This is a genomic window from Brevibacterium sp. K72 (genome assembly GCF_050562175.1).
GTDB lineage: Bacteria > Actinomycetota > Actinomycetes > Actinomycetales > Brevibacteriaceae > Brevibacterium > Brevibacterium casei.
On record NZ_CP191582.1, the window covers coordinates 1,739,401 to 1,762,751 of the forward strand.

Genomic DNA, 23,351 nt, shown 5'->3' on the forward strand with positions numbered 1-23,351 from the left:
CGAGTCAGCGCCGATGCCACCGGCGTGCGGCATCGGCGTGCGCAGCGGCGAGGAGGTCGAGCGCGAGCCCCATCGTGTTCGGTCCCGGTGCGACGATCGCGACCCACCCCTGCGTGCGGTAGAGAGGATGGGGGAGGAGCGTGTCCGCGGCGGCGAAGTCCCAGCCCGTCTCGGCGCCCGGCGCGGTGGGCTCCTCGCCGAGGAGGTCGGCGAAGCGATGCCGCCCGACATGGATGTTCACCCGCCACCGCCCTGTCTCGCTCAGTCGTGACAAGGTGTCGTCGGGGTAGTCCTTCGTGATGATCGTCGCGTAGGGCTGGACCCGCTGCGGGACCTCGCCGTCGGGGGCGAAGTAGAGGAAGTGATCGCCCCACGCGACCTCGGGATACTCACTGCCCGGAGTCGGAGCGAGCTCGAGGACCCCGTCGAAGCGGCGGACGGCGTCTAGGATGTCGTTCATGCTCATGCTTCAAGTGTGCACTTCAAGTGCTTATGTCGGATCGCGCCCGTGGGCATGACGACGGCCGAGGCGGCACGGGCGGCCGGCTGTTCGGTGCAGCAGGTGCGCAGGCTCGAGACCCTCGGAGCGATACCGGCCGCCGAGCGCCTGCCGAACGGCCATCGCCGGTTCACCGAGACCCATGTCCGCGCACTCATCGCCTATCGGCGCCTCGCCTCGGCGATCGGTCCCGTGGCCGCCCTCGATACCTTCATCTCGCGGTCGGAGCGCTCGCCTGCCGACACGGCAGCGGTCCTCGGCGGATTCGCCGCCGGTCTCGACGCGGAGCGGACCCGGGCGGTCGCGGTGCGGGAGATGCTGGTCGGCCTCGATGCGGAGACCGACGACGGCGCCGAGTCGATGACGATCAGTCAGCTCACGCACGCCCTCGGCGTCCCGGCCTCGACCCTGCGGTTCTGGGAGGACGAGGGCCTGGTCTCGCCCGACCGGGTGGCCCGCGGCGCAACGCGCGCACGGATCTACCGGCCGGCCGCGATCCGGGAGGCGAGGATCACCGCGGAGCTGAGGGCAGCCGGGTATCGGATCCCGGCCGTCCGCGAGTTCCTCGATGCGCTGCGTGTCCACGGCGAGGTCGATCAGGCCCGCGCCGCCCTCGAGTCCCGCATCGAAGCTCTCACCGGACGGCTCCTCGACCTCTTCCGCGCAGCGGCGACGATCGTCGAGGGCGGCTGATCCGTGAGCGGGCCGATCACTCATCGCGGTTCCGGCGTCCGGTGACGAAGAGGATCGCGCCTCCGAGGCCGATGAGGACGATGCCGACCCCGATGAGCATCGTGTGCCCCTGGGCTCCCGTCCGCGGCAGTTCGTCCGGGGCGCGCGGAGCCTCCGGCTCCTCTGCGACGGGTTCGACCGGTGGGGGAGTGCTCGGTTGCTCGGGTGCCGGCGGCGGACTTGGCTGCTCCGGTGCGGGCGGGGTCGACGGCTGCTCGGGTGACGGCGGGGTCGACGGCTGTTCGGGTGACGGAGGCGCCGGAGGCGTGCTCGGCGTCTCGGCCGGCGGACGGCTGACGGTCTCCGACGGGATGCCCCAGTCGCTCGTCCACCCGCGGTGGACGTCGTCGGCGTGGATCGTCGTCACGAACGTCACCCACCCGACGGGCATGTCGATCGGCTCCGTGCTCACCGTGGCCGTTCCCTCCTGGTCGGCGACGACGGTGATGTCCTGGGAGGCGAGCTCCGTGCCCGACGCCTCTGTCGACTGCTCGGGTTCGGAGTCGGTGCGGTACGCGGTGACGGTGAGCTTCGCCTCGGCGCCGGGACGCAGGCCGGTGACGGCGACCTCGTCGGTGACCTGGGATCCCTCGATCTCGGCACGGGTGTCAGCTGTCGGCGTCCATGGGACGAATCCCGTCTCCTTCGGCTGGCCGTGGATGCCCTTCCACTCCGACGTCTTCTCGTCGGCGGCGATCGTCTCCGTGAAGTAGACCCAGCCGCGCACATCCTCAGGGATCCGGATGCCCGCCGAGGTGTGTGTGCCGTTGCCGATGTCCTTCGATGTCACGGTGCCGATGACTTCGGCATCGTCATTGCGGGTGCCGATCGCGGGCTTCGACGAGGTGGTCCACAGCTCGTGGACGACATCGACCCTGTGATCGCCGATGAGACCGGAGACCGTGAACGCATCGGTGACCATGTCTCCCGGCTGCGGTCGGTCCTCGGAGATCTCCGTGGTCACCCGCGGCTGCGAGTCGACGTCGAGTGAGACCTCGTCGGTGACGGTCACGGGTTCGTCGGCGGTGATGACGCGTTGGACGCGGGTGCCGGAGGTCGGCTCGTAGAGGCGCACGGTCTCCGGGGCCACGGCTGCCGTGGCGGTGACGCTCACTGTCCCCGGCTCGGTGGCCCTGAGCATCTCGGTGATCTCTGCCGTCCCGCTCGTCACTCTCGTCGGACCTTCGGCTCCCTTGATGGTGAGTTCGATGGGGATGTCGGGGACGAACGCTCCGGAGGCGCTGGTCAGGGAGACGGTGAGGGTGACCGCGCCCGAGGTCGGAGGGACGTCGGCCGTCGACGGCGCGGCATCCTCCTCGGTGCTGCCGTAGGGTTCGAGGACGGGCATGTCGAGGGAGCGTTCGAGGGAGACGTCGAGCGTGTACGGGCCGGCGAGCCTCTTCGCCTCCTTCGTGATCGCCGCATACTGCTGTGCGGCCCCGGCGAAGTCCGCGCCGAGTTCGCCCGGCTCCTGCGGCGGCACCGCATGGTCGTGGTCGATCCGTTCGTCGAGTCGGGCCATCGTGCTCAGTGCCGCCTGGACGTCGGCGGAAACCGAGGTCCCGTACGTGTGCAGCGCCCACGCGGTCTGCGCCGAGGTGACCGTGCGCGGTCGCGCACCGTCGAAGTTCTCCGGCTGCGGGGACTGCCGTCCGGCGTCGATGCAGTAGGCGTACCTGTCGTCGAACGTGCGGTAGGCGCCGTACCAGGTCCTGCCCTCGGCGGCCTCATGCCAGAGGCCGGGACCGTAGAGTCCGGAGCCCGCTGAGAGCGGGACCTCACCGAGGTTCGACCTCCCCGCTGCCGGGGACGATCCCAAGGAGAGGAGGAGAGCGAGGACGACGAGGAGGACGGATGGACATGTGAGAGGTCTGTGAGTGCTCATGGCACGATTGCACGCCCGACAGGCCGCGGTGACCAGAGGCGATTCTGCGCCTGTGGACAGCGGATCGAGCCTCCACAGGCGAACGAGCACGAGTGGCAGCGGCTGGGGAGACGAGTGGGGGACGGCACACCACCGGGGTCGGCGCGGGACGGACCGACCGCCTCGGCGAGGACGAGGGGATTCGGCAGGGCGACGAGACGCGAACGCGGGAAGGGGATCCACACCCGCTGGGACACGAGTGGGTGGGAGACGGATGGCCAGGCGGGTTGTTGCCGAACAGACACGAACCGCTCGGCCCGGTGTCAGCGATCAACCGTAGACTGGACGAGCAGTCAACGCCCTGCATCCGATCGAGAAGGACGGTGTATGTCGGAACATGCAGGCCCTCCGCACGGCCCGGGCCCGAATCACGGTGGTCAGCATCCTGGCCCCGTCGTCGATCCCCGCCGCAGCGATGACCGCTTCCGCCCGCGGCCGCAGAACCCCCAGCGCACCGCGGCCCCGCCGCCGATGCGGCGGCAGGCCCCCGGACCGGGTCCCGACCTCGGCCTGCGCATCCCGCCGCCGGGGCAGATGACCCGTCCCGGCCACCAGTCCCATCCCGGCCAGCCGATGCAGTCCCGCGTCTACGAGCAGCCGCGGTTCGCGCCGACGGTGACGCAGGAGATGCGGGTGCGCGCACAGATGCAGCCCCCGCAGCACCGGGTCGCCGAGACTCCGTGGACAGGGGCCGTGCGGCGCACGCCGGAACCGGCCGAGCCGGGATCGCCGGGCAACGTCGTCCGCCTCGTCCTCGCGATCCTCGCCGTCTGCGCCCTCGTCTTCGGTCTCCTCGTCATGGCGATCTGGGGCGGCTTCAGCTTCGGTGCCCGCCTCTTCGGGCTCATCGGACTCTCGGCCATCCCCCTCATCGGGATCATCGTCTACGTGCTGTGGCTCGATCGGTGGAAGCCCCAGCCGAAGCTCCTCCTCGGCCTCTGCCTCCTTTGGGGAGCGGTCGCCTCCGTCGTCCTCACCCTCTTCGTCTCCCTCGTCGGGGAGGTCGCCCTCTACTTCGCCGGCGTCGGCGCGGTGCCCGACGTGTTCAAGACCGTCGTCGAAGCCCCCGTCGTCGAGGAGACGACGAAGACCGCCCTCCTCGTCGTCATCGTCCTCCTCGCCCGGCGTCATTTCGAGGGGCCCCTCGACGGCCTCGTCTACGGCGCGCTCATCGGGGCGGGCTTCGCGTTCACGGAGAACGTCCTCTACCTCGGCGCCGCGTGGGAAGAGAGCACCTCCGGCCTGTGGGTGACCTTCGTGCTCCGCTGCCTCTGCTCACCCCTGCTCCACACGGCGTTCTCGTCCTGGGCCGGGGTGACGATCGGCTTCGCCGCCCGCAAATGGCCGTGGTGGGCGGTCATCCTCATGTGGTTGCCCGGACTCTTCGTCGGCATGTGCCTCCACGCGATCTGGAACGGGTCGATGACCGGTCTCCAGCTCATCAGCCCCATTGCGCAGATCATCGGCCTCATCGTCCTCAGCTTCATCCTCACCACCTGCTGGGTCGTCGCCGGCCTCATCCTCCGCCGCAGCGAGCGTTTGCACACCCGCAACATGCTCGGCGACTACGCGAACTCCGGGTGGCTCTCCCACGCCGAGGTCGACATGCTCGGAACGTGGAAGGGCCGCAAGCAGGGCAAACGCTGGGCGAAGACCTTCCCCGGGGGCAAGCAGGAGATGCGGACGATGATCCGCCTCGCCGGGCAGCTGGCGACGACACGGATGCGTCTGCTCGCCGGTCTCGGCGGACCCAAGGAGCGCACCATCGAGAACTACGAACTGCGTGAGTTCGCCGGAGCCCGTGACCGTCTGCTCTCAGCCTCCCGAGGTGAGGCGAGGCCGGCGTGATCGTCGACGTCATCATCGTCCTCCTCGGTATCGCTGCGCTCTTCCTCGGCTTCCGGCAGGGCTTCATCATCGGCCTGTGCACGGTCGTCGGCTTCGTCGTCGGCTGGATCGCCGGGCGGCTGACCTCCCCGCTGGTCGAGAACATCTCCGCGGGCACCCAGGCGATGGAGAACCCCGGGGTCATCGCCCTGCTCGCGGCGATGCCGCTCGTCCTCAGCGTGCTCTTCGCGTTCGCCGGCAACGGCATCGGCATCGCGATCCGGCGGGCCATGGACTCCGAGCTCGGGCAGGGCATCGACTCGATCGGCGGGACGGTGACCGCGGGCATCGTCTACGTCCTCGTCCTCTGGCTCGCCGCCGGATTCGTCCGTGCCTCCCCGCTCGTCGAACCCAACCGGTGGGTCGCCGACTCCGCGGTCATCGCCGCGATCGACCGGACGATCCCGTACTCCTCGCAGGTGGCGCTGGGCGACCTCGCCTCGACACTGCGCGCCACGGGCTTCCCACAGGTCTTCTCCGGCCAGACCGAGGAGATCCGCGGTGTCGGCGAACCCGACTCCGGTATGGTCGAGGTCGGCCGCAGCGTCGAGGAGTCCGTCGTCAAGGTGACGACGACGACCACCCGATGCGCCGCCGGATCCGAGGGCACCGGGTTCGTCTACAGCGACGGCCTCGTCGCCACCAACGCCCACGTCGTCGCCGGGTCGACGAGCCTCGCCGTCCAGGTCGGAGGGACGGGGCGTCCCTACTCCGCCGAGGTGGTCGAATTCGATCCCGAAGCCGATGTCGCCGTCCTCAGGGTCCCCGAACTCGATGCTCCCGCGCTCGAGTTCGGCTCACCGGCCGGTCCCGGTGACGACTCTGTCGTCGTCGGCTTTCCCGCCAACGGTCCGTACACGATCTCTCCGTCGCGAGTGCGCGAGAGGATCAACGCCCGCGGGCTCGACATCTACGACGAGTCCAGCGTCGTCCGCGAGGTCTACTCGGTGCGCGGAATCGTCCGGGAGGGCAATTCGGGCGGACCCCTCCTCGACTCCGACGGCAACGTCATCGGCATGGTCTTCGCCCGCTCCGCCACCGATGAGGAGACCGGCTATGCGCTCACCCGGGCCGAGATCCGCGACGAGCTGCAGGCGGGAGCGAGCAGCAGCACCCCGCAGCCGACGGGCCAGTGCACGAAGTGAGTGTGCTCGTCAGCTGAGGTCGAGTCCGGCGATGACGGCGCGGTGGTCGCTCGTGCCCCGTCCGAGCACGCGGTCCGAGGTCGCATCGAAACCGCGGTAGAGGATGTGGTCGAGACGGGTCACCGGGAACACCGACGGCCACGTGAAGCCGAAGCCGCCGTGGGCCTCGACCCGGGAGTCCTCGAGCGGGGGCACGAGTTCGGAGAAGTTGCGGTCCGTCGTCGCGGTGTTGAAGTCGCCGGCGACGATGACCCGCTCGGCCTCGTCGGCGGAGACGATTGTCGCGAGGCGGCGCAGGGCGGCATTGCGCATCGCCTCATGCCCGGGCCGGACCGAGGGCATGTGCACGGCGTAGAAGCGGACATCGCCGTGGTCGGTCGACACCGTCGTTGCGAAGGCCCGCTCCCACGGCAGACCGAGGTCGACCGCCTCGGGGGCGGACATCGGCCACTTCGACCACACCCCGACAGTGCCGACGACCTGTGAGTTCTCGAACGCCGAGTCGAGCTCCTTGCGGATGATCTGGCCTGAGAGCGACTCGAGTTCCTGGATCGTGAGGATGTCGGGCTCTGCGTCGATGAGGTTCTTCGCCGTGGCGGTGGGCTGCGGCAGGCGGGCTCCGACGTTCTGGGTGGCGACCGTGAGGTCGGCCGTGCCCGCGTCCTTGCCCGGCAGGAGTGCTGTGCCGAACATCGTCAGCCACACGATGGAGGGTACGAGCACGCCGATGACCGAGAGCACGGAGAAACGGAAGAGCGCCATGAGGGCGACGAGGCCGACGATGACGCCCGTCCACGGCAGGATGCTCTCGACGAGCAGGGCGATGCCTGCTCGGGAGGGGAGGAGGTGGTGGAGGAGAAGGAACGCGGCATAGAGGATGCCGAAGACGAGTGCGGTGACTCCCTTCGCGGACCTCCGCGCGGAACGGGTTCGGGGATATGCCTGATTCATCGATCAACGAGCATAACCGCGAAGTCTGACCCCCTCCTGGGTGGGTGGTGCGACCCGGATCACCGGTGCGCGGTCGCCGACCACACGGTGACGTCGGGGTGCGTGTCGTACCGGTAGCCGGCACCCCTCATCGTGCGGATGACCGAGGAGTGCTCGCCGAGGCGGCGCCGGAGCCGGCGGATGTGGACGTCGACGGTGCGCTCGTCCGGTTCCTCCGAGCCCGACCACACGGCGGCGATGAGGGCGTCGCGCGGCAGGGTCTCATCCGGGTGCGAGACGAGGGTGGCGAGCAGGTCGAACTCCTTCGTCGTGACGTCGACGAGGTCGCCGTCGATGCGCACCTCCCGGCGGGGGATGTCGATGCGCAGACGCTCGGCCGCCTTCTCTCCGAAGGCTTCGCCCGGGTGGGCGCCGTAGCCGCCAGCAGCGGCGTCGTCGCGCAGCGCAGGCGGGTGGATGCGGTTGGGAATGCGGGAGCGCACGGGTCCGTGGGTGCCTGCGGGGGTGCCGCTGGCGGCCGGCGAGCCGTTGGCGACGGCGCGGACGGCATCGATGTCGCTGCCGCGGCCCTCCGGGGCCAGGGCGATGACGGCCTGCGTCTCGGCCTGCGAGGCGAGCTCCTTCGCGTACGCCTGGAGTTCACCGGCGATCGCGGAGAGGTTCGTGCCGTCGGCGGCGGCCTTCGATTCGTCGAGGCCGATGTAGACGATGATCCCGCGGGCGGCCTTCGGGGAGGGGACGACACCGCTGGGTCCGTACGTGTGCGGAGGGTTCTGCGGATCGACGGCGCTCAACCTGGCTCCTGCCCTCCGGACGGCGACGGCACTGCGGGGGTGGACGTAGTTCGGCTCTGGATTCGGCATGGCTGTCCTCTGAGTGAGTCGTGGGGGTCCGCTGCGTGGCTGACGTACACTCGTTCGCGGTCGGACAGCGGAAGGACGATCACCGACGACGAACGCAGGGCATACACATGGCTGCCGCGCACATTCGTGGCTGATACGTCACAGAGGTCATGTCTTCATTATTCGTCACAGTCTGACGCGCCTGCAAAGGATTCGCCGTTTTTGAGACGAGTGTGACGAACTATGACGCCGAGGCTCTCAGTCGACGATGCCGTACATCCGGTCCCCGGCGTCGCCGAGCCCGGGGACGATGTACCCCTGCTCGTTGAGGCGTTCGTCGAGGGCCGCGGTGTAGATCTCGACGTGCGCCGACTCCCCGTACGACTGTTCGATGCGCTTGACGCCCTCGGGGGCGGAGACGAGGCAGACGGCAGTGACGTCGCGGGCACCGCGGGCCAGGAGGAAGTCGATGGCCATGGCCAGGGTGCCGCCGGTGGCGAGCATCGGATCGACGACGAAGATCTGACGACCGCTGAGGTCATCGGGCAGCCGGTCGGCGTAGGCGGTGGGTTCGAACGTCGTCTCGTCGCGGACCATGCCGAGGAATCCCACCTCGGCGGTGGGGAGGATGCGCAGCATCCCGTCGAGCATGCCGAGGCCCGCGCGGAGGATGGGGACGACGACGGGACGGGGTTCGGCCAGGCGGGTGCCGGTGAACGTCGAGACCGGGGTGGACACCTCGCGGTCCTCGACGGCGACCGAGCGCGTGGCCTCGTAGGCGAGAAGCATGACGAGCTCCTCGGTGAGCTGCCGGAACCGCGCGGAATCGGTGCTCTCGTCACGGAGGACGCTGAGCTTGTGGGCGATGAGCGGGTGATCGGCTACGTGTAGGCGCATACAGGAAATGGTACGTCGAAACACAGGCGGAGAAAGAGCGGATCCTGTGGTGAAAGGACTGAGAAGAGTCCACAATGGAGACATGTCCTACTTCAGTGAGATCCTTGCCGAGTCCAGCGACGGCTTCCGCGCCCTCGACGTCGACGTCCGTGACGCCGCGGACCTCGACGGCCTGGTCGACATGATGCGCACCGCAGGCTCCGACGACGGTGAGGCGATCGCCGTCATCGAGCACGAGGACGAGTGGTTCGGCCTCGTGCGGCTGTGCCGGGACAACGAGGTCAAGGTCTTCCTCTCCGACCTCCGGGCCGTCGAGCTCAGTCCCTTCGCTGCGATCTTCGCCGACTACCTCGACTCCCGCCCCGACGCCTACGAGGCCGAGCCGGAAGAGGAGTTCGGCCTCGACGAGGAGACGCAGACCTCCGAGGACGAGGACGAGGACGACAACGACGACGAGATCGAGATGCTCGACTTCGACGGCGACGCCGAATGGGGCGGGGACGCCGACATCTACGCCGACCGGGGGCTCCCGGCGGCCGACCTCATCGAGCAGGTCGAGCAGCACCGGTCGGACCCGGCCCGCGTCGTCGCCCACGTCGGCGAGACCGTCGGCTTCGCCGATCAGCTCGAGGCCGCACGCTGAACCGCTTTCCCGAGTGGATGGATCTTGCCCTCGCCGAGGCGGCCCGGGCGACCGCACATGACGACGTCCCCGTCGGCGCCGTCGTCGTCGATGAGGACGGCCGGGTCATCGGCGCTGGCCACAACCGGCGCGAGGTCGACGAGGATCCGCTCGGCCATGCCGAGCTCATCGCCCTGCGTGCCGCCGCCGAGGCGACCGGACGCTGGCGCCTCGACGGCTGCACCCTCGTCGTCACCCTCGAACCGTGCGTGATGTGCGCGGGCGCACTCGTCGGCTCCCGCATCGCCCGCCTCGTCTACGGCGCCTTCGACGAGAAGGCCGGAGCCGTCGGCTCGATCTGGGACATCCCGCGCGACCGTGCGGCTCTCCACCACCCTGAGGTCTACGCGGGCGTGCGCGCGGAGGAGAGTGCGGCGCTGCTGCGCGAGTTCTTCACCGCCCTCCGAGGGTGAGGTGCCGACAGAGGTGACCGCTCTCACGGTGCGATGATTTGGCCCTCCTGCGGCACCGACTGTATTGTTGTCGGCGGTGGCGTGTCCGAGCGGCCGAAGGTGCAACACTCGAAATGTTGTGTACGGTAACCCCGTACCGTGGGTTCAAATCCCACCGCCACCGCCACATGAACCCCCTGGTCATCCAGGGGGTTCTCTGCTGTCCGGAGTCGTCACGGCGACCCGGAGACTACACTGGTGTCAGTTGTGTCTCGATTCCCCTCACGGCCCTGTGACGATTGACACACCCCTGGGTGTGACGCGAGACTGTCCAAATGAAATAGAAATAGTTTTCCGCATCGTGGAAGTCCTGGCGGGGCCTCCCGTGCGCTGACTGTCTCGTTTCAATGCGCACGTTCAAGGCGCAGGGCCGCGACGACGATGTTGCGGCCGACCAAATCGAACAGTTTGAGGTGGTCCATGAAAATGGCTGACAACGATTCAGGGCGGGACACGGCACCCGTCGAGCACGGCAGTCCCAGTGCACTGGACAGATTCTTCGAGATAACCCAGCGCGGATCCTCGGTGCGCCAGGAGATCCGCGGCGGCATCGTCGCCTTCGTGGCGATGGCCTACATCGTCGTGCTCAACCCGCTCATCCTCGGCGGCTCCGCCGACGTCACCGGCGGCACGCTCGACTTCGCGCAGCTCACGGCCGTCACCGGCCTCGTCGCGGGTCTCATCACGATCCTCTTCGGCGTCGTCGCCCGGCTCCCGTTCGCGCTCGCCGCCGGCCTGGGGATGAACAGCTTCCTCGCCGTCTCCGTCGTCCAGGAGGTCACCTGGGCCGAGGCGATGGGGCTCGTCATCATCAACGGCGTCATCATCGTCGTCCTCGGCGCCACGGGCATCCGCACGGCGATCTTCAATGCCGTTCCCCACGCCCTCAAGGTCGCGATCACGGTGGGCATCGGCCTCTTCATCGCGTTCATCGGCTTCGTCAACTCCGGCTTCGTCACCCGCACGCCCGCCGGTCCGCCCGTCCAGCTCGGGCAGGACGGATCGATCGCCTCCCTGCCGACCGTGGTCTTCATCGGCGCGCTCATCCTCATCGGTGTGCTCGTGGCCCGGAAGATCCCCGGCGGCATCCTCATCGGGATGATCGTCGCGACGATCGCCGCGATCATCATCCAGGCGTTCGCGAAGCTCGGCACCGTCGGCGACCCGGTCAACCCGGACCCGCAGGGCTGGAACCTCAGCGCTCCGCAGCTGCCGAGCCAGATCGTCGCTCTGCCCGACTTCTCCCTCATCGGCGCCTTCGACCTCTTCGGCTCGTTCGAGCGCATCGGAGTCCTCGCCGCGACGATGCTCGTCTTCACCCTCGTGTTCACGAACTTCTTCGACGCGATGGGCACGATGACGGGTCTCGCCCGCAGTGCCGGCCTGCAGACGAAGGACGGCATGTTCCCCCGCATCCGCGGCGCCTTCATCATCGAGGGTCTCGGCGCGGTCGCCGGCGGCGGCGCCTCGGCGTCGTCGAACACGGTCTTCGTCGATTCCGCCGCAGGCATCGCCGAGGGTGCACGCACCGGTCTCGCCGCGTGCGTGACCGGCGTCCTCTTCCTCCTCTCGATGTTCTTCGCTCCGCTCATCGGGGTCATCCCGATGGAGGCCGGCGCGGCAGCCCTCGTCGTCGTCGGCGCGATGATGGTCTCCCAGATCCGGGAGATCGACTTGAGCGACTTCCGCACCTCGCTGCCGGTCTTCCTCACCATGGTGACGATGCCCCTGACCTACTCGATCGTCAACGGCATCGGCGTCGGATTCATCTCCTGGGCGCTCATCCACGCGTTCAGCCGTCGCGGACAGCACGTCCACTGGCTGCTCTGGGTCGTCTCCGTCGGATTCGTCCTCTACTTCGTTCGCGGTCCCATTTCGGCTATCTTGGGAGGGTGAGCATTGTGACGGAGCAGACAGCTTGGACGAAGGGGCAGATCGCCCACGGCGACTGACGCACGCCGGTCCGTCGGTGGCCTGTGCCCCGACGCCCTCACTGCTCTCCGCTGCTGTTCGCATGGATAACCAGAAGTCCGGGAGAGCGAAGGCATCTGTTCCAACCATGCACTGTGCGCCTCACCGACGAGGCGCAGGAGGTGAGTGCGATGTCCGCGTCGACCACGGAACGCTCGAGCTGTCGGATCTCGGTCAACGGCACCGATCACGACTTCGACGGCCCCACACATACCAACGCCCTTGACTTCCTCCGCGGTCAGGGGCTCACGGCAGCCAAGGAAGGCTGCGCGGAAGGCGAATGCGGAGCCTGTGCCATCCTCATCGCCCGACCCGATGGCGAGAACGGCACCCGCTGGACCTCGGTGAATGCGTGTCTGCTGCCGGCAGCGGCCCTCGACGGCCAGGAGGTCATCACCGCCGAAGGCCTCGGCTCGGTCGACGACGTCCACCCCGTCCAGGAGGAGATGGCCGTGCGCGGCGGCTCCCAGTGCGGCTACTGCACCCCGGGCTTCATCTGTTCGATGGCCGCGGAGTACTACCGCCCCGAGCGCCCCACCGACTCCGACCACGGTCCCAACGGATTCGACATCCACGCCCTCTCCGGCAATCTCTGCCGCTGCACCGGCTACCGCCCGATCAGGGACGCAGCCTACGCCCTCGGCGACCCCACCGACGATGATGCCCTGGCCGCGCGCCGCAGCGACCCGGCGCCGGCCTCGGCGGCCACGGACCTCCACCGACCCGACACCCCCACCGGTGAGCTGGGACGGTATCGTCGTCCCACCCGCCTCGCCGAGGCGGTCGAGATCCTCAGCCTCGAACCCGACGTCCTCGTCGTCGCCGGCGCCACCGACTGGGGTGTCGAGGTCAACATCAAGGGCGCCCGGGCGAAGTCGCTGCTCGCGATCGACCGGCTGCCCGAGCTCCGCGGCGTCCGCTGGACGGAGACCCATGTCGAGATCGGGGCGGCGAACACCCTGAGCGAGATCGAACGCGAACTCGCCGGATCCGTCCCGCTGCTCGGCAAGCTCTTCCCGCAGTTCGCCTCGCGCCTCATCCGCAACGGTGCGACGATCGGCGGCAACCTCGGCACCGGCTCGCCGATCGGCGACACCCCGCCGGCCCTCCTCGCCCTCGAGGCCGAGCTCGTGCTCACCTCGGCGGGCGGGGAGCGGGTCGTGCCGCTGGCCGACTACTTCACCGGCTACCGGCAGACCGTGCGCGAGCCCGGCGAGCTCATCACTGCGATCCGGATCCCGCTGCCGCTCTCCCCGCTCACCTCGTTCCAGAAGATCACCAAGCGCCGCTTCGACGACATCTCGTCGGTCGCCATCGGCTACGCCGTCGACGTCTCCGACGGCATCGTGGACAAAGCCCGCATCGGCCTCGGCGGCGTCGCGGCGACCCCGCTGCGCGCCCTCGCTACGGAAGCGGCGATCGAAGGCAGGCCGTGGACGCTCGAGACCGTCCATGACGCGGCCGAGACCCTCGCCGCCGAAGGCACCCCGATGGACGACCACCGGGCGAGCTCCCGGTACCGCACTGCGATGCTGCGCTCCTCACTCGAGCGCTTCTTCGCCGAACAGCTGGGCGCGAGCGGGCCCGGCATGATCCGAACGGAGGCAGGACGATGAGCCATCTCTCCCAGCGCCCCGCCGACCCTGTCGTCGGCGAATCCCACCACCACGAGAGCGCCTTCGGTCACGTCACCGGCGCCGCGCTCTACACCGACGACCTCGTCGGGCGACTCACCGGCGTCCTCCACGCCTACCCCGTCCAGTCCGAGCACGCCCACGCGAGCCTCGACCGCGTCGACGCGGCGCCTGCGTACGCGGTGCCCGGAGTCGTGCGCGTCATCACCGCAGCCGACGTTCCCGGGGTCAACGACCAGGGCGTCAAGCACGACGAACCGATGCTGCCCACCGACGAGGTGATGTTCTTCGGCCAGCCGGTCGCCTGGGTCCTCGGCGAGGACCTCGAGGCGGCGAAGGCCGGCGCCGCCGCGGTCGTCGTCGACGCCACCCCGCTGCCCTCGCTCATCACCGTGCGCGATGCGATCGCCGCCGGCAGCTACCACGGGGTCCAGCCGGTCATCGACAAGGGCGACGTCGACGGCGCCTTCGCCGACGCCGCGCACGTCTTCTCCGGCGAATTCGAATTCGCCGGGCAGGAGCACTTCTACCTCGAGACCCAGGCCTCGCTCGCCCACGTCGACGAGTCCGGCCAGGTCTTCATCCAGTGCTCGACCCAGCACCCCACGGAGACCCAGGACATCGTCTCCCACGTCCTCGGGATCCCCGCCAACGAGGTCACCGTCCAGTGCCTGCGGATGGGGGGAGGATTCGGCGGCAAGGAGATGCAGCCCCACGGGTACGCAGCGCTCGCCGCCCTCGGCGCGAAGCTCACCGGTCGGCCCGTCCGGCTGCGGCTGAGCCGCACGCAGGACATGACGATGACCGGAAAGCGCCACGGCTTCCATTCGACGTGGCGGATCGGCCTGACCGAGGACGGGCGGATCCTCGCCCTCGACGCCACGCTCACCGCCGACGGCGGGTGGAGCCTCGACCTCTCCGAACCCGTGCTCACCCGCGCGATGTGCCACATCGACAACGCGTACTGGGTGCCCAACATCCGCGTCCACGGCCGCGTCGCGAAGTGCCACAAGACCTCGCAGACGGCGTTCCGCGGCTTCGGCGGCCCGCAGGGGATGCTCGTCATGGAGGACATCCTCGGCCGCATCGCCCCGCAGCTGGGGCTGAGCGCCCGTGAGCTGCGCCGCCGCAACTTCTACCAGGCCGGACAGGACACCCCCTACTACCAGCCCGTGCGCCATCCCGACCGGATGGAGGCCTGCTGGGATGAGGTCGTCACCTCCGCCGAGGTGGCCGAGCGGGAAGCGGAGATCGCCCGGTTCAACGCCACCCACGACCACGTCAAACGGGGGATTGCGATCACCCCGGTGAAGTTCGGGATCTCGTTCAACCTCACCGCCTTCAACCAGGGCGGCGCGCTCGTCCTCGTCTACAAGGACGGCTCGGTCCTCGTCACCCACGGCGGCACCGAGATGGGTCAGGGCCTGCACATGAAGATGCTCCAGGTCGCGGCGACCACGCTCGGGGTTCCCCTCTCAACCGTGCGGCTCGCCCCCACGCGCACGGACAAGGTCCCCAACACCTCGGCGACGGCGGCGAGCTCCGGCTCCGACCTCAACGGCGGGGCCGTCAAGGATGCGTGCGAGCAGATCCTCGGCCGTCTCCGGCAGGTCGCGGCAGGACTCCTCGGGGCCCCGGCGCACGAGGTCGAGATCAGCCGCGGGATCGTCAGCGCGCTGTCCTCGCCGAAGACGATCACGTGGGAAGAGCTCATCAACACCGCGTACTTCCAGCGGATCCAGCTCTCGGCCTCCGGCTTCTACCGCACGGAGGGACTCCATTGGGACCTCTCGACGATGCGGGGTGAGCCGTTCAAGTACTTCGCCTACGGGGCGGCCGCCTCCGAGGTCGAGGTCAACCGCTTCGACGGGTCGTATGTGCTCCGCCGGGTCGACATCGTCCACGACGTCGGCGACTCGCTCTCCCCGCTCATCGACATCGGCCAGATCGAGGGCGGCTTCGTCCAGGGCGCCGGATGGCTCACGCTCGAGGACCTGCGCTGGGACACGAGCGACAAGCCGAGCCGCGGTCGGCTCGCCACTCAGGCGGCGAGCACGTACAAGCTCCCGAGCTTCTCCGAGATGCCCGAGGTCTTCAACATCGCCCTCCTCGACAAGGCCCACGAGGAGGGGGCGGTCTACGGCTCGAAGGCCGTCGGCGAACCTCCGCTCATGCTCGCCTTCTCCGTCCGCGAGGCTCTGCGGGAGGCGATCGCCGGCTTCGGACCGGCAGGCACCTCGGTCGAACTCGCCTCCCCGGCGACCCCGGAGGCCGTGTTCTGGGCGCTCGAAGCCGTCCGTGATGCGACCCCCGATCGGCAGCCTGTGCCGTCATGACCTGGATGGACGCAGCAGCCGAGCTCCGCAGCGCTCGGGTGCCGGCGGTCCTCATCACCCTCGCCTCCGTCCGCGGGCACGCACCGCGGGAGGCGGGAGCGAAGATGATCGTCACCGCCGATGACCTCTATGGGACCATCGGCGGGGGCAATCTCGAGATGACCGCCGTCACCCGCGCCCGCGAGATGCTCACCGGGGACTCCGGCGATGCGGGCGACCGCCCCTTCGAACCGGAGATGCTCACCCTGCGGCTCAACGACAAGGCACCGGCGAAGTACGGTCGGCAGTGCTGTGGAGGCGAGGTCGCCCTCCTCCTCGAGCCGTTGCCCGTGCCCGCCACGGTCGCGATCTTCGGGGCCGGCAACATCGGCCTCGAGCTCACGCGGATCCTCGCCCGCCACGAGCTCGACCTCCACGTGACCGACTCGCGGCCCGAGCACTTGGGCGAGCTCGACCGGCTCGAGCCCCCGGTGGCCGAGCTCAGCCGCCACTTCGCCGTCGTCGGCGAAGAGGTGCTCACGTCCCTGCCGCCGGGCTCGCACGTGTTCATCATGACCCACGACCACGCCGAGGACCTCCACCTGTGCCAGGCCGCGCTGAGCCGCGGTGACCTCGGCACGATCGGGCTCATCGGCTCGAGCGCGAAATGGCAGCGCTTCCGCAAGGCCCTCATCGCCGACGGCCACGCCCCCGAGGTCGTCGACACGATCTCGTGCCCCATCGGTCTGCCCGCCCTGACCGGGAAGCAGCCCGCGACGATCGCGCTCAGCGTCGCCGCGGACCTCCTCACCCGGTTGCGCTGACCCCATTCCCACCCTCCTGAGAGGAGCACCACCATGCAGATCTTCCGTGCCCGCGTCTTCGACACCCCCACCGATCCCTTCGCCGGGGGCACCCTGCGATCGGAGTCCGACACCGCGCTCGTCGTCGACTCCGGACGCATCGTCGCCCGCACCGACTTCTCCACCGCCAGGGACCGCCATCCCTACGCCGAGGTCGTCGACCTCCGCTGCGGCGTCCTCCTGCCCGGCTTCGTCGACACCCACGTCCACTTCCCGCAGATCCGGGCGATCGGCCACCTCGGCCGGCCCCTGCTCGACTGGCTCGACCAGTGCGCCCTGCCCGAGGAGGCGAAGCTCGGCGACGACGCCTACGCCCGGGCGCTGGCCGGGGAGTTCCTCACCGGACTGACGAGCGCCGGGACCACCTCGGCGATGGTCTTCGGATCCCATTTCGCCTCCGCGGTCGACATCCTCTTCGCCCAGGCCGCCGAGGTGGGGCTGCGGATCACGACGGGACTGGTCACCAGCGACCGGAACCTCCCCGACATCCTCCTCACCGACGTCGACCGCTCCGTACGCGAGAGCCAGGAGCTCATCGACCGCTGGCACGGGAAGGGGCGGCTGCGCTTCGCGGTGACCCCGCGGTTCTCGTTCTCCGCCGGACCCGAACTCCTCGCCGCGGGCGGGCAGCTCGTCGCGGACAACCCGGGGATCTGGGTGACCTCGCACCTCAACGAGAACCGCGACGAGGTCGCCGGGGTCGCAGAGATCCACCCGGAGGCGAGCGACTACCTCGACACGTACGACCGCGCGGGACTGCTCGGGAGGCAGACGATCCTCGCCCACAACGTCCACCCCACCGACCGGGAGCTGGGGCGCATGGGGGAGGCGGGGGCGGCGGCAGCGCACTGCCCGACGTCGAACTCGGCGCTTGCGAGCGGCTTCTTCCCGCTGCGGCGCCACCTCGACGCAGGCGTCCGGGTGGCGCTCGGCTCCGACGTCGGGGCCGGCACCGGGTTCTCCCTGCTCAAGGAGGGCGTGCAGGCGTACTTCATGCAGCAGCTCGACCCCGCAGGCGGAGTGCCGCTGACCTCGACCCACCTCCTCCACCTCGCGACCTCGGCCGGAGCCGGGGCGCTCGGCCTCGACGAGACGGTCGGCGACCTGTCCGTGGGCAAGCGCTTCGACGCCGTCTTCGTCGATCCCGCGGCCGGGCAGCCGCTCGACGTCGGCCTCGCCCACGCCGAATCCGATGAGGATGCGCTCGCGAAGATCTTCGCCCTCGGCACCCCCGCCGACCTCACGCGGGTGTGGGTCGACGGAGACCTCGTCAAAGGCTGAGGCTTCGTCAGAGCCTGAGGTCAGCCTGCCAGCAGCCCTCCGGGCGCTCGGCCACCCCCAGCAGGGTGGTCAGCTCCGGAGGGCTTTTCGCATCGAGGGCTGCTGGTCTTGACTCCCCACTCCGCCGATGCGTATGCTGTTTTCATCCAACGGAAATGAACTTCCACAATACGGAAACTTCCGCAAATCGCAGAGTCGCGAAGGAGACCCGATGTCGACGTTCGACTTCACTCAGGCAGACAGCTACATCCTCACCTGTTCCACCCTGCTCACCGAACTCCCCGTTCTCGAACGCGCGCAGGCCGCGAAGGACGCAGGCTTTGCCAAGGTCGAGTTCTGGTGGCCCTTCGACGGCGACCCGACGCCGAGCCCCGCCGAGGTCGACGCGTTCATCGCCTCCCTCGAATCCGCCGGCGTCGAGCTCAAGGGCCTGAACTTCTGGGCCGGGGACATGGCCGCAGGTGACCGCGGCATGGTCTCGATCCCCGGCTCGCAGGCCGACTTCACAAAGAACGCGGAGATCGTCGCCGGCATCGGCGAACGCACCGGGTGCCGCGCCTTCAACGCCCTCTACGGGCTGCGCGTCGACGACTCGACCCCGGAGGAGCAGGACGCCGTGGCGCTGGAGAACCTCGCCGTCGCCGCCCGTGCCGTGGCCGGCATCGGCGGCACCGTCCTCGTCGAACCCGTCTCCGGGGCGGACGCCTACCCGCTCAAGACCGCCGCCGATGCGGCCGCAGTCGTCGAGGCGGTCCGTGCCGGCGGGGCGGAGAACATCGCCGTCCTCGCCGACTTCTTCCACATGGCCGTCAACGGCGACGACGTCGCCGCCGCGATCGAATCCGGGGCCGCGGACTTCGGCCACATCCAGATCGCCGACGCCGAGGGCCGCGGAGCCCCGGGAACCGGGCAGCTGCCGCTGAGGGAGTGGATCGACCGCTCCTTCGCCCTCGGCTACTCCGGGCAGATCGCGCTCGAGTACAAGCAGGACCGCGAGACCGCCTTCGCGTGGCTCGCCCACTGACCGACCGCCTCGGCGGCTGACCACCCCGACCCATTGCAAAGGACAGAGAACATGACCACCATCGCCTTCATCGGACTCGGCATCATGGGACTTCCCATGGCGAAGAACCTCGTCGACGCCGGCTTCACCGTCCGCGGCTTCAACCGCACCCCCGCCAAGGCCGAGGACCTCGCCGCCGCCGGCGGGCAGGCCGCCTCCACGATCGCCGAGGCGGTCGACGGGGCCGACGTCATCGCCACCATGGTCCCCGACTCGCCCGACGTCGAAGCCGTGCTGGACGGGATCCTCGCCGCCGCGAAGCCGGGAGCGATGTGGATCGACTTCTCGACGATCCGGCCCGACGTCGCCAAGGAGCTCGCCGCGCAGGCGAAGGAGGCCGGACTCAAGCCCCTCGACGCCCCGGTCTCCGGCGGTGAGCCCGGCGCCGTCGACGGCGTCCTCTCGATCATGGTCGGCGGTGACGAGGCCGACTTCGCGGCCGCCTCCGAGGTCTTCGAGGCGGTCGGGAAGACGATCGTCCACGTCGGCCCCTCGGGCGCCGGCCAGACCGTCAAGGCCGCGAATCAGCTCATCGTCGCCGGCAACATCGGACTCCTCGCCGAGGCGGTCGTCTTCCTCGAGGCCTACGGCGTCGACACCGCCTCGGCGCTCGAAGTCCTCGGCGGCGGACTCGCCGGCTCCAAGGTGCTCGAGCAGAAGGGGCAGAAGATGCTCGACCGCGAATTCGCCCCCGGATTCCGGCTCGCGCTCCACCACAAGGACATGGGCATCGTCACCGCCGCCGCCCGCGAGGCCGGGGTGACGATCCCGCTCGGCGCCGCCGTCGCCCAGCTCGTCGCCGCCACCGTCGCCCAGGGCAACGGCGGACTCGACCACTCCGGCCTCCTCACCGTCGTCGAGCAGCTCTCGGGAACGACCGCCTCGGCGGAGGATGAGGACGCGGACGCACAGGAAGGAGCGGCGTGATGACGAGAATGCGCGCAGTCGACGCCATCGTCCTCATCCTCGAGAAGGAAGGCGCGACCGAGACCTTCGGCCTGCCGGGAGCCGCGATCAACCCGCTGTATGCGGCGATGCGGGCCCACGGCGGGATCCGCCACACGCTCGCCCGCCATGTCGAGGGCGCCTCGCACATGGCCGACGGATTCACGCGGGCGGCACCGGGGAACATCGGGGTCTGCCTCGGCACCTCGGGACCGGCGGGCACGGACATGATCACCGGTCTCTATGCGGCTGCCGCGGACTCGCAGCCGATCCTCTGCATCACCGGGCAGGCGCCGGTCGCCGTCCTCGACAAGGAGGACTTCCAGGCCGTCGACATCGCGGCGATCGCCGCCCCCGTGACGAAGATGGCGAAGACCGTCCTCGAAGCGGGGCAGGTGCCCGGTGTCTTCCAGAAGGCGTTCCAGCTCATGCGCTCGGCGCGTCCGGGGCCCGTCCTCATCGACCTGCCCATCGACGTCCAGCAGACGGAGATCGACTTCGACATCGACACCTACGAGCCGCTGCCCGTCGACCGGCCGCAGGCCACCCCGGCGCAGGCGGAGCGGATCCTCGACCTCATCGCCGAGGCGAAGCATCCGCTCATCATCGCCGGCGGCGGGATCTTGGGTGCCGATGCCAGTGAGCGGCTCGTCGAGTTCGCCGAACTCACCTCGATCCCCGTCTCGCCGACGCTCATGGGGTGGGGCACGATCCCCGACAGCCACCCGCTGGCCGCCGGCATGGTCGGGATCCAGACGCACGTGCGCTACGGCAATGCGTCCTTCCTCGAATCCGACCTCGTCATCGGCATCGGCAACCGTTGGGCCAACCGTCACACCGGTGACCTCTCCGTCTACCGGAAGGGGCGGAGGTTCGTCCACATCGACATCGAGCCGACCCAGATCGGGCGCGTCTTCGCCCCCGACTACGGCGTCGTCTCCGACGCCGGGGCCGCCCTCGACGCGCTGCTCGACGCCGCCCGCGGCCGGGCCGCCGGTCGTGGCCTGCCCGACTTCACGGAGTGGGCGCACTCGTGCACGCAGCGGAAGTCGACCGAGCATCGGAAGACGAACTACACGGAGAAGCCGATCAAGCCGCAGCGGGTCTACCAGGAGATGAACACCGCCTTCGGCGAAGACGTCACGTACGTCTCGACGATCGGGCTGAGCCAGATCGCCGGCGCGCAGATGCTCCACGTCTACCGGCCCCGGCACTGGATCAACGCCGGTCAGGCCGGTCCGCTCGGATGGACGGGGCCGGCGGCGCTGGGAGTCGCGAAGGGCAAGCCCGGGCAGACGGTCGTCGCGCTCTCGGGCGACTACGACTTCCAGTTCATGATCGAGGAGCTCGCCGTCGGTGCGCAGCACCGGATCCCCTACGTCCACGTCGTCGTCAACAACTCCTACCTCGGCCTCATCCGGCAGTCCCAGCGCGGCTTCGACATGGACTATCAGGTCTCGCTCGCCTTCGACAACATCAACTCCACGGGCGAGACCGCCGGCTACGGCGTCGACCACGTCGCCGTCGCCCAGGGGCTCGGCTGCAAGGCGCTGCGCGTCGAGGATCCCGAGCTCATCGGGGAAGGGCTGCGCGTGGCCAAGGAGCTCATGGACGAACACCAGGTGCCCGTCGTCGTCGAGATCATCCTCGAGAGGATCACGAACATCTCGATGGGGCTCGCCCTCGATGCCATCAACGAGTTCGACGTCCTCGCCCAGACGCCGGCCGACGCGCCCACCGCGCTCACCCCGCTGAGCGAACTCGCAGCGGCGAAGTGATCGACCGCCGGTATACCATGGCCCCGTGAGCGGGGCCGACCCTAGGCTCAGGAATTCGAGGAGGAACCCATGAGCGTCGATGGCGCACAGACCCAGACGCCGACCGAGGCCGATGCCGGCGTCGATCTCATCATCCGCGCGAAGCGCGCAGTCCTGCCCGAGGGCATCGCCGCCGCCGAGGTGGCCGTGCGCGACGGACGGATCGTCGAGATCGCGACGGGGGAGGACCGGGTGAGCACCACCTCGGCGCAGGTCCTCGACGTCGACGACACGCAGGTGCTCCTGCCCGGCCTCGTCGACACCCACGTCCACGTCAACGATCCCGGACGCAGCGAATGGGAGGGCTTCGCCTCGGCGACGAAGGCGGCGGCGGCCGGGGGCGTGACGACGATCCTCGACATGCCGCTCAACTCCCTGCCCCCGACGGTCGATGTCGACGCCCTGGAGACGAAGCGGGCAGTCGCCGCACCCAAGGCCTTCGTCGACGTCGGCTTCTGGGGCGGGGCGATCCCTGGCAACACCGGGGAGCTGCGCCCCCTCCACGAGGCCGGGGTCTTCGGCTTCAAGTGCTTCCTCGAGGACTCCGGGGTCGACGAGTTCCCGCCGCTCACCCCGGTGGAGATGGAGACCGACCTCGCGGAGATCGCGGGCTTCGACGGCCTCCTCATCGTCCACGCCGAGGACCACGCGGTCATGGCCGAGGCCCCGACCGCCTCGGGGCGGAGGTTCGCCGACTTCCTCGCCTCCCGCCCCCGCGAAGCCGAGAACGTCGCGATCGGACGCGTCATCGACGCCGCACGCGCCACCGGCGGGCGCGCGCACATCCTCCACCTCTCCTCGGCCGATGCGCTGCCCCAGATCGCCGAGGCGAAGGCCGAGGGGGTCCGGCTCACCGTCGAGACCTGCCCCCACTACCTCGTCTTCTCCGCCGAGGAGATCCCCGACGGGGCGACGACGCACAAGTGCTGCCCGCCGATCCGCGAGGAGGCCAACCGGGAGGCCCTGTGGCAAGGGCTCATCGACGGCACGATCGACTGCATCGTCTCCGACCACTCGCCCTCGACCGCGGAGCTCAAACTCCTCGAGTCCGGTGACTTCGGAGCGGCATGGGGCGGGATCTCCTCCCTCCAGCTCGGCCTCCCGCTCGTCTGGACGGAGGCGCAGCGGCGGGGCATCGAGCTCGCCGAGGTGGTCCGCTGGATGTCGGCCGCCCCCGCGGCGATCGCCCGCGTCGAGGGCAAGGGGTCGATCGCGGTGGGCAACTCCGCGGACTTCGCGCTCTTCGCCCCCGAGGAGGAGTGGACGGTGTCTGCGACCGAGCTCCACCACCGCAACCAGATCACCGCCTACGACCAGCGCACCGTGCGCGGGGCCGTGAGGCAGACCCTGCTCGCCGGCACCCCCGTCGACTTCGACGCCCCGCACGGCCGCCTGCTCACGGCCTGATCGCGCCCCGACGACGACGCGGCACCGCAGGACTTCTGCGGTGC

The 23,351-nt window shown here is 69.6% G+C and carries 19 protein-coding genes and 1 tRNA gene; 15 read left to right on the top strand and 5 right to left on the bottom strand.

The features are described from left to right. Nucleotides 1-4: 4 nt before the first annotated feature. A complete protein-coding gene (locus ACQ1RG_RS07630) occupies nucleotides 5-466 on the bottom strand; it encodes a DUF6194 family protein (protein WP_227007105.1) in 462 nt (153 codons plus the stop codon). Between the two features lie 48 nt (nucleotides 467-514). On the opposite strand from ACQ1RG_RS07630, the gene ACQ1RG_RS07635 reads away from it, so the two are divergent. Further along, nucleotides 515-1,192 carry a MerR family transcriptional regulator gene (locus tag ACQ1RG_RS07635; RefSeq protein WP_190247514.1) on the top strand — a complete coding sequence of 226 codons (678 nt, stop codon included), beginning with the start codon at nucleotides 515-517 and terminating at the stop codon, nucleotides 1,190-1,192. A gap of 16 nt (nucleotides 1,193-1,208) precedes the next feature. On the opposite strand, the gene ACQ1RG_RS07640 is transcribed toward ACQ1RG_RS07635, so the two are convergent. Continuing rightward, nucleotides 1,209-3,116: an LPXTG cell wall anchor domain-containing protein gene (locus tag ACQ1RG_RS07640; RefSeq protein ID WP_430600810.1), complete on the bottom strand. Its 1,908-nt coding sequence runs from the start codon at nucleotides 3,114-3,116 to the stop codon at nucleotides 1,209-1,211. A 366-nt stretch (nucleotides 3,117-3,482) separates the two neighbouring features. Here ACQ1RG_RS07640 and ACQ1RG_RS07645 point away from each other — a divergent pair, with 366 nt between their 5' ends. Then, nucleotides 3,483-5,003 (top strand): PrsW family intramembrane metalloprotease, encoded by a 1,521-nt coding sequence (locus ACQ1RG_RS07645; RefSeq protein WP_193338394.1) that lies wholly within the window; start codon nucleotides 3,483-3,485, stop codon nucleotides 5,001-5,003. Beyond that, a complete protein-coding gene (locus ACQ1RG_RS07650; protein ID WP_144588360.1) occupies nucleotides 5,000-6,187 on the top strand; it encodes a MarP family serine protease in 1,188 nt (395 codons plus the stop codon). Before ACQ1RG_RS07645 ends, ACQ1RG_RS07650 begins: the two co-directional genes overlap by 4 nt. 9 nt (nucleotides 6,188-6,196) lie before the next feature. Here the strand turns inward: ACQ1RG_RS07650 and ACQ1RG_RS07655 are convergent, their stop codons facing one another. The 3 genes from ACQ1RG_RS07655 to upp all read right to left on the bottom strand — a co-directional run bounded on the left by ACQ1RG_RS07655 (nucleotide 6,197) and on the right by upp (nucleotide 8,877). Then, complete coding sequence (locus tag ACQ1RG_RS07655) at nucleotides 6,197-7,138, bottom strand: endonuclease/exonuclease/phosphatase family protein (RefSeq protein ID WP_009377976.1); 942 nt, start codon at nucleotides 7,136-7,138, stop codon at nucleotides 6,197-6,199. Nucleotides 7,139-7,197: 59 nt separating this feature from the next. Next, on the bottom strand, nucleotides 7,198-8,001 hold the full coding sequence (locus ACQ1RG_RS07660) for a winged helix-turn-helix transcriptional regulator (RefSeq protein WP_009377977.1): 804 nt from the start codon (nucleotides 7,999-8,001) through the stop codon (nucleotides 7,198-7,200). A gap of 237 nt (nucleotides 8,002-8,238) precedes the next feature. Next, nucleotides 8,239-8,877 carry a uracil phosphoribosyltransferase gene (gene upp / locus ACQ1RG_RS07665; RefSeq protein ID WP_009377978.1) on the bottom strand — a complete coding sequence of 213 codons (639 nt, stop codon included), beginning with the start codon at nucleotides 8,875-8,877 and terminating at the stop codon, nucleotides 8,239-8,241. A gap of 82 nt (nucleotides 8,878-8,959) precedes the next feature. Between upp and ACQ1RG_RS07670 the strand changes: the two genes are divergently transcribed. The 12 genes from ACQ1RG_RS07670 to allB all read left to right on the top strand — a co-directional run bounded on the left by ACQ1RG_RS07670 (nucleotide 8,960) and on the right by allB (nucleotide 23,307). Then, entirely contained in the window at nucleotides 8,960-9,520 is a 561-nt protein-coding gene (locus ACQ1RG_RS07670) for a tRNA adenosine deaminase-associated protein (RefSeq protein WP_101624146.1), read from the top strand. A gap of 17 nt (nucleotides 9,521-9,537) precedes the next feature. Then, nucleotides 9,538-9,972: a nucleoside deaminase gene (locus ACQ1RG_RS07675; RefSeq protein ID WP_063249934.1), complete on the top strand. Its 435-nt coding sequence runs from the start codon at nucleotides 9,538-9,540 to the stop codon at nucleotides 9,970-9,972. A 75-nt stretch (nucleotides 9,973-10,047) separates the two neighbouring features. Continuing rightward, nucleotides 10,048-10,138: transfer RNA gene (locus ACQ1RG_RS07680), tRNA-Ser, on the top strand. A 299-nt stretch (nucleotides 10,139-10,437) separates the two neighbouring features. Continuing rightward, a complete protein-coding gene (locus ACQ1RG_RS07685; RefSeq protein ID WP_193338393.1) occupies nucleotides 10,438-11,907 on the top strand; it encodes an NCS2 family permease in 1,470 nt (489 codons plus the stop codon). A gap of 206 nt (nucleotides 11,908-12,113) precedes the next feature. Next, nucleotides 12,114-13,598, top strand: coding sequence for a xanthine dehydrogenase small subunit (locus ACQ1RG_RS07690; protein WP_063249985.1), 1,485 nt, complete (start codon nucleotides 12,114-12,116; stop codon nucleotides 13,596-13,598). Then, on the top strand, nucleotides 13,595-15,952 hold the full coding sequence (gene xdhB, locus ACQ1RG_RS07695) for a xanthine dehydrogenase molybdopterin binding subunit (RefSeq protein ID WP_009377988.1): 2,358 nt from the start codon (nucleotides 13,595-13,597) through the stop codon (nucleotides 15,950-15,952). Before ACQ1RG_RS07690 ends, xdhB begins: the two co-directional genes overlap by 4 nt. Before the next feature lie 5 nt (nucleotides 15,953-15,957). Then, nucleotides 15,958-16,755 carry a xanthine dehydrogenase accessory protein XdhC gene (gene xdhC, locus ACQ1RG_RS07700; protein ID WP_430600814.1) on the top strand — a complete coding sequence of 266 codons (798 nt, stop codon included), beginning with the start codon at nucleotides 15,958-15,960 and terminating at the stop codon, nucleotides 16,753-16,755. A 33-nt stretch (nucleotides 16,756-16,788) separates the two neighbouring features. Continuing rightward, nucleotides 16,789-18,075: a guanine deaminase gene (gene guaD, locus ACQ1RG_RS07705; protein WP_095376103.1), complete on the top strand. Its 1,287-nt coding sequence runs from the start codon at nucleotides 16,789-16,791 to the stop codon at nucleotides 18,073-18,075. A gap of 211 nt (nucleotides 18,076-18,286) precedes the next feature. Further along, a complete protein-coding gene (locus ACQ1RG_RS07710) occupies nucleotides 18,287-19,099 on the top strand; it encodes a hydroxypyruvate isomerase family protein (protein ID WP_430600815.1) in 813 nt (270 codons plus the stop codon). Nucleotides 19,100-19,150: 51 nt separating this feature from the next. Continuing rightward, on the top strand, nucleotides 19,151-20,065 hold the full coding sequence (locus ACQ1RG_RS07715) for a 2-hydroxy-3-oxopropionate reductase (protein WP_095376102.1): 915 nt from the start codon (nucleotides 19,151-19,153) through the stop codon (nucleotides 20,063-20,065). Further along, nucleotides 20,065-21,861: a glyoxylate carboligase gene (gcl, locus tag ACQ1RG_RS07720; RefSeq protein ID WP_095376101.1), complete on the top strand. Its 1,797-nt coding sequence runs from the start codon at nucleotides 20,065-20,067 to the stop codon at nucleotides 21,859-21,861. The genes ACQ1RG_RS07715 and gcl overlap by 1 nt, the downstream gene beginning before the upstream one ends. A gap of 69 nt (nucleotides 21,862-21,930) precedes the next feature. Next, nucleotides 21,931-23,307 carry an allantoinase AllB gene (gene allB, locus ACQ1RG_RS07725; RefSeq protein WP_095376100.1) on the top strand — a complete coding sequence of 459 codons (1,377 nt, stop codon included), beginning with the start codon at nucleotides 21,931-21,933 and terminating at the stop codon, nucleotides 23,305-23,307. Nucleotides 23,308-23,351: the final 44 nt, after the last annotated feature.

What these genes read in the sequence shown, in the direction of transcription:
- ACQ1RG_RS07715 (WP_095376102.1), top strand. Translation starts at nt 19,151, where the DNA reads ATGACCACCATCGCCTTCATCGGACTCGGCATCATGGGACTTCCCATG.
- xdhC (WP_430600814.1), top strand. Translation starts at nt 15,958, where the DNA reads ATGGACGCAGCAGCCGAGCTCCGCAGCGCTCGGGTGCCGGCGGTCCTC.
- ACQ1RG_RS07690 (WP_063249985.1), top strand. Translation starts at nt 12,114, where the DNA reads ATGTCCGCGTCGACCACGGAACGCTCGAGCTGTCGGATCTCGGTCAAC.
- ACQ1RG_RS07655 (WP_009377976.1), bottom strand. Translation starts at nt 7,138, where the DNA reads ATGAATCAGGCATATCCCCGAACCCGTTCCGCGCGGAGGTCCGCGAAG.
- ACQ1RG_RS07645 (WP_193338394.1), top strand. Translation starts at nt 3,483, where the DNA reads ATGTCGGAACATGCAGGCCCTCCGCACGGCCCGGGCCCGAATCACGGT.
- ACQ1RG_RS07675 (WP_063249934.1), top strand. Translation starts at nt 9,538, where the DNA reads ATGGATCTTGCCCTCGCCGAGGCGGCCCGGGCGACCGCACATGACGAC.
- ACQ1RG_RS07685 (WP_193338393.1), top strand. Translation starts at nt 10,438, where the DNA reads ATGGCTGACAACGATTCAGGGCGGGACACGGCACCCGTCGAGCACGGC.
- ACQ1RG_RS07630 (WP_227007105.1), bottom strand. Translation starts at nt 466, where the DNA reads ATGAGCATGAACGACATCCTAGACGCCGTCCGCCGCTTCGACGGGGTC.
- ACQ1RG_RS07670 (WP_101624146.1), top strand. Translation starts at nt 8,960, where the DNA reads ATGTCCTACTTCAGTGAGATCCTTGCCGAGTCCAGCGACGGCTTCCGC.
- ACQ1RG_RS07710 (WP_430600815.1), top strand. Translation starts at nt 18,287, where the DNA reads ATGTCGACGTTCGACTTCACTCAGGCAGACAGCTACATCCTCACCTGT.
- upp (WP_009377978.1), bottom strand. Translation starts at nt 8,877, where the DNA reads ATGCGCCTACACGTAGCCGATCACCCGCTCATCGCCCACAAGCTCAGC.
- ACQ1RG_RS07660 (WP_009377977.1), bottom strand. Translation starts at nt 8,001, where the DNA reads ATGCCGAATCCAGAGCCGAACTACGTCCACCCCCGCAGTGCCGTCGCC.
- gcl (WP_095376101.1), top strand. Translation starts at nt 20,065, where the DNA reads ATGACGAGAATGCGCGCAGTCGACGCCATCGTCCTCATCCTCGAGAAG.
- guaD (WP_095376103.1), top strand. Translation starts at nt 16,789, where the DNA reads ATGCAGATCTTCCGTGCCCGCGTCTTCGACACCCCCACCGATCCCTTC.
- xdhB (WP_009377988.1), top strand. Translation starts at nt 13,595, where the DNA reads ATGAGCCATCTCTCCCAGCGCCCCGCCGACCCTGTCGTCGGCGAATCC.
- ACQ1RG_RS07640 (WP_430600810.1), bottom strand. Translation starts at nt 3,116, where the DNA reads ATGAGCACTCACAGACCTCTCACATGTCCATCCGTCCTCCTCGTCGTC.
- allB (WP_095376100.1), top strand. Translation starts at nt 21,931, where the DNA reads ATGAGCGTCGATGGCGCACAGACCCAGACGCCGACCGAGGCCGATGCC.
- ACQ1RG_RS07635 (WP_190247514.1), top strand. Translation starts at nt 515, where the DNA reads ATGACGACGGCCGAGGCGGCACGGGCGGCCGGCTGTTCGGTGCAGCAG.